This is a genomic window from Gardnerella sp. C0684A1 (assembly GCF_055326835.1).
Genome location: NZ_JBLTSX010000083.1, coordinates 1 through 241, shown reverse-complemented (window position 1 = coordinate 241; position 241 = coordinate 1). Strand labels below are relative to the sequence as shown.

Annotated in this window: 1 protein-coding gene; it reads left to right on the top strand. The window is 41.5% G+C overall.

Annotated features, from left to right (window positions below):
- On the top strand, window positions 1-241 hold a 241-nt coding region (locus ACNEUN_RS06425; RefSeq protein WP_463631629.1), incomplete at both ends, for a two-component regulator propeller domain-containing protein.

The window sequence follows — 241 nt, the reverse complement described above, 5'->3', positions numbered from 1 at the left end:
AGGATGTAGAGTCCAATGTATGGCTAGCTACACAAGGAGGAGGCGTTTACAGGATTAATCTAGCTGGTAATAAATACATAAACTGGCGTCATGATCCAAATGATCCCTACTCGATATCTAGCAACCAAGTGCGGGATATCGAATTCGATGATGCAGGACGGGTTTGGTTTGCCACTCGTGGTGGTGGTGTGAGTATATATAATAAATTACAAAAGCGTTTTACTCATTTAAAGCATGATCC